Origin of the sequence: Citrobacter sp. wls826 (assembly GCF_005281245.1) — a bacterium.
Lineage (GTDB): Bacteria > Pseudomonadota > Gammaproteobacteria > Enterobacterales > Enterobacteriaceae > Citrobacter > Citrobacter braakii.
In genome coordinates, this window is sequence record NZ_SZWS01000024.1 from 106,505 (window position 1) to 110,281 (window position 3,777).

Here is a 3,777-nt window from a genome sequence, read left to right on the forward strand (position 1 = left end):
AATCGCCGTTGAACTGGAAAAACGTAATTTAATGGACAGCGTGGCCTTAATTGGCCACCGCATTGCCCACGGTGGAAATATCTTTACCGAATCAGCAATTATTACTGACGACGTTATCGATAATATTCGCCGGGTATCGCCTTTAGCACCGTTACATAATTATGCGAACCTCAGTGGGATTGAATCCGCACAGCACCTTTTCCCAGGCGTGCAGCAGGTTGCGGTATTTGATACCAGCTTCCACCAGACGATGGCCCCTGAGGCCTATCTTTACGGTCTACCGTGGAAATATTTTGAGGAGTTAGGCGTTCGTCGTTATGGCTTCCACGGCACGTCGCACCGCTATGTATCTCAGCGAGCGCATGAGCTTCTTGAGCTGCAGAGTGATGACTCCGGTCTGGTTGTGGCTCACCTGGGGAACGGCGCGTCAATCTGCGCGGTGCGTAACGGGCAGAGCGTTGATACCTCAATGGGCATGACGCCGTTGGAAGGACTGATGATGGGCACACGCAGCGGTGACGTCGATTTCGGCGCCATGGCGTGGATTGCCAGCGAAACCAACCAGACGCTGAGCGACCTTGAGCGCGTTGTGAATAAAGAGTCCGGTTTACTGGGTATTTCCGGTTTGTCCTCTGACTTACGTACGTTAGAAAAAGCCTGGCACGAGGGACATGAGCGTGCGCAGTTGGCGATTAAAACGTTTGTGCATCGTATCGCGCGCCATATCGCCGGACATGCCGCTTCGCTGCATCGTCTTGATGGGATTATTTTCACCGGTGGAATAGGTGAGAACTCGGTATTAATTCGTCGTCTGGTTATCGAGCATCTCGCCGTTTTAGGGGTGAATATCGACAGCGAGATGAATAGCCTGCCAAATTCCCATGGCGAAAGAATTATCTCTAATAAAGATACTCGTGTTATTTGTGCGGTTATTCCCACAAATGAAGAGAAAATGATTGCGCGTGATGCCATTGCGTTAGGCAAAATTAATATACCAGTAGAATTTGCATAATTAATTTTCAGCAGAGAGATTATTTTTCATGAAGGTAAATATCGATACCAGCGATATGCTGTATGCCGAAGCCTGGAATGGCTTTAAAGGTACGGACTGGAAAGAAGAAATTAATGTCCGTGATTTTATTCAGCACAACTATACGCCTTATGAAGGGGATGAATCTTTCCTCGCCGAAGCAACGTCAGCGACCACTGCATTGTGGGAAAAAGTTATGGCTGGCATCCGTATTGAAAACTCGACGCACGCGCCGGTTGATTTCGATACCAATATTGCCACCACGATAACCGCACATGATGCGGGTTATATTGAACAAGAACTGGAAAAAATCGTTGGTCTGCAAACGGATAAGCCGCTCAAGCGCGCTCTGCATCCGTTTGGCGGCATCAACATGATCAAAAGCTCTTTTGATGCTTATGGTCGTGAGATGGATGCTGATTTTGAATACCAGTTTACTGAACTGCGTAAAACCCATAACCAGGGCGTATTCGACGCCTACTCTCCGGATATGCTGCGCTGCCGTAAATCCGGCGTGCTGACCGGTCTGCCGGACGGCTATGGCCGTGGTCGTATCATCGGCGACTATCGCCGCGTCGCGTTGTACGGTATCCGCTACCTGGTACGCGAGCGTGAACTGCAGTTTGCCGATCTCCAGTCGAACCTGGAGTGGGGCCAGAATCTTGAAGCCACGATTCGCCTGCGCGAAGAGCTGTCTGAGCACCGTCGCGCCCTGCTACAGATGCAGGAAATGGCAGCGAAGTACGGCTGCGATATCTCCCGCCCGGCGCGTAATGCGCAGGAAGCGGTGCAGTGGGTTTACTTTGCTTACCTGGCTGCGGTGAAATCTCAGAACGGCGGCGCAATGTCGCTGGGCCGTACCGCATCGTTCCTCGACATCTACATTGAGCGCGATTTCAAAGCGGGAATTTTAAACGAGCAGCAGGCGCAGGAGCTGATCGACCACTTCATTATGAAGATCCGTATGGTGCGCTTCCTGCGTACGCCGGAATTCGACACCCTGTTCTCAGGCGACCCTATCTGGGCGACTGAAGTTATCGGCGGCATGGGGCTGGATGGCCGCACGCTGGTAACGAAAAACTCGTTCCGCTACCTGCATACTCTGCACACTATGGGACCGGCGCCTGAGCCGAACCTGACGGTGCTGTGGTCTGAAGCGCTGCCGATTGCCTTCAAAAAGTACGCCGCCCAGGTGTCTATCATCACCTCGTCTTTGCAGTATGAAAACGACGATTTGATGCGTGCCGACTTTGACAGCGATGACTATGCCATTGCCTGCTGCGTAAGCCCGATGGTTATCGGCAAACAAATGCAGTTCTTCGGTGCGCGTGCCAACCTCGCCAAAACGTTGCTGTACGCAATCAACGGCGGCGTGGATGAGAAGCTGAAAATTCAGGTTGGGCCGAAAACGGCACCGCTGATGGATGACGTGCTGGATTACGATACGGTGATGGAGAGCCTGGACCACTTTATGGACTGGCTGGCCGTGCAGTACATCAGCGCGCTGAACATCATCCACTATATGCACGACAAGTACAGCTATGAAGCTTCGCTGATGGCGCTGCACGATCGTGATGTCTATCGCACGATGGCTTGTGGTATGGCGGGTCTGTCCGTGGCGGCGGATTCACTGTCGGCTATCAAATACGCTCGCGTGAAACCGATTCGTGATGAAAACGGTCTGGCTGTCGATTTCGAAATCGAAGGCGACTATCCGCAATACGGCAACAACGACGAGCGAGTAGACAGCATTGCCTGCGACCTGGTCGAACGCTTCATGAAGAAAATTAAGGTGTTGCCAACCTACCGTAACGCAGTGCCGACGCAGTCCATCCTGACCATCACTTCCAACGTGGTGTACGGACAGAAAACCGGTAACACACCGGACGGACGTCGCGCAGGTACGCCGTTTGCGCCAGGGGCTAACCCGATGCACGGCCGCGATCGTAAAGGCGCGGTTGCGTCGTTAACCTCGGTGGCCAAACTGCCGTTTACCTATGCCAAAGACGGTATCTCGTACACCTTCTCCATTGTGCCGGCTGCACTGGGCAAAGAAGATGGGGTGCGTAAAACCAACCTGGTTGGTCTGCTGGACGGTTACTTCCACCATGAAGCGCATGTGGAAGGTGGGCAGCATCTGAACGTTAACGTTATGAACCGTGAAATGTTGATGGATGCCATTGAGCACCCGGAAAACTATCCGAACCTGACGATCCGCGTGTCTGGCTATGCGGTGCGCTTCAACGCGTTGACCCGTGAACAGCAGCAAGATGTTATTTCACGTACTTTCACCCAGGCGCTCTGACGCCGGAGGGATTATGAGAAAAGTTATTGCAACCGAATGTGCGCCAGGGGCGATTGGGCCTTACGTACAGGGCGTGGATCTGGGCAGCATGGTGTTGACGTCAGGTCAAATCCCGGTGTGTCCACAGACCGGTGAAGTGGCAGAAAACGTGGCCGATCAGGCACGTCAAAGCCTGGAAAACGTGAAAGCGATCGTCGAGTCCGCAGGTTTGAAAGTGAGCGATATCGTGAAGACTACCGTTTTCGTATCCGACCTGAACGACTTCGCCACCATTAACCAGGTGTACCAGCAGTTCTTTGATGAGCATCAGGCTACCTACCCCACGCGCAGTTGCGTACAGGTCGCCCGCTTACCAAAGGATGTGAAGCTGGAGATTGAAGCCATCGCCGTACGTGGCGACACGCTGTAATCCCTTGCGGGGCGATCTCAGGATCGCCCCAAT

At 52.9% G+C, this 3,777-nt stretch carries 3 protein-coding genes; all 3 read left to right on the forward strand.

Features of this window, described 5'->3' with window-relative positions; genetic code table 11:
- Positions 1 to 1,012 (forward strand): propionate kinase (gene tdcD / locus FDW87_RS05585; protein ID WP_252363020.1); only part of this gene is annotated, 1,012 nt, incomplete at its 5' end.
- Between the two features lie 28 nt (positions 1,013 to 1,040).
- Entirely contained in the window at positions 1,041 to 3,335 is a 2,295-nt protein-coding gene (gene pflB / locus FDW87_RS05590) for a formate C-acetyltransferase (RefSeq protein ID WP_049040350.1), read from the forward strand.
- Positions 3,336 to 3,348: 13 nt separating this feature from the next.
- Positions 3,349 to 3,744, forward strand: a complete 396-nt coding sequence (locus tag FDW87_RS05595; RefSeq protein ID WP_016154630.1) for an enamine/imine deaminase — start codon at positions 3,349 to 3,351, stop codon at positions 3,742 to 3,744.
- Positions 3,745 to 3,777: the final 33 nt, after the last annotated feature.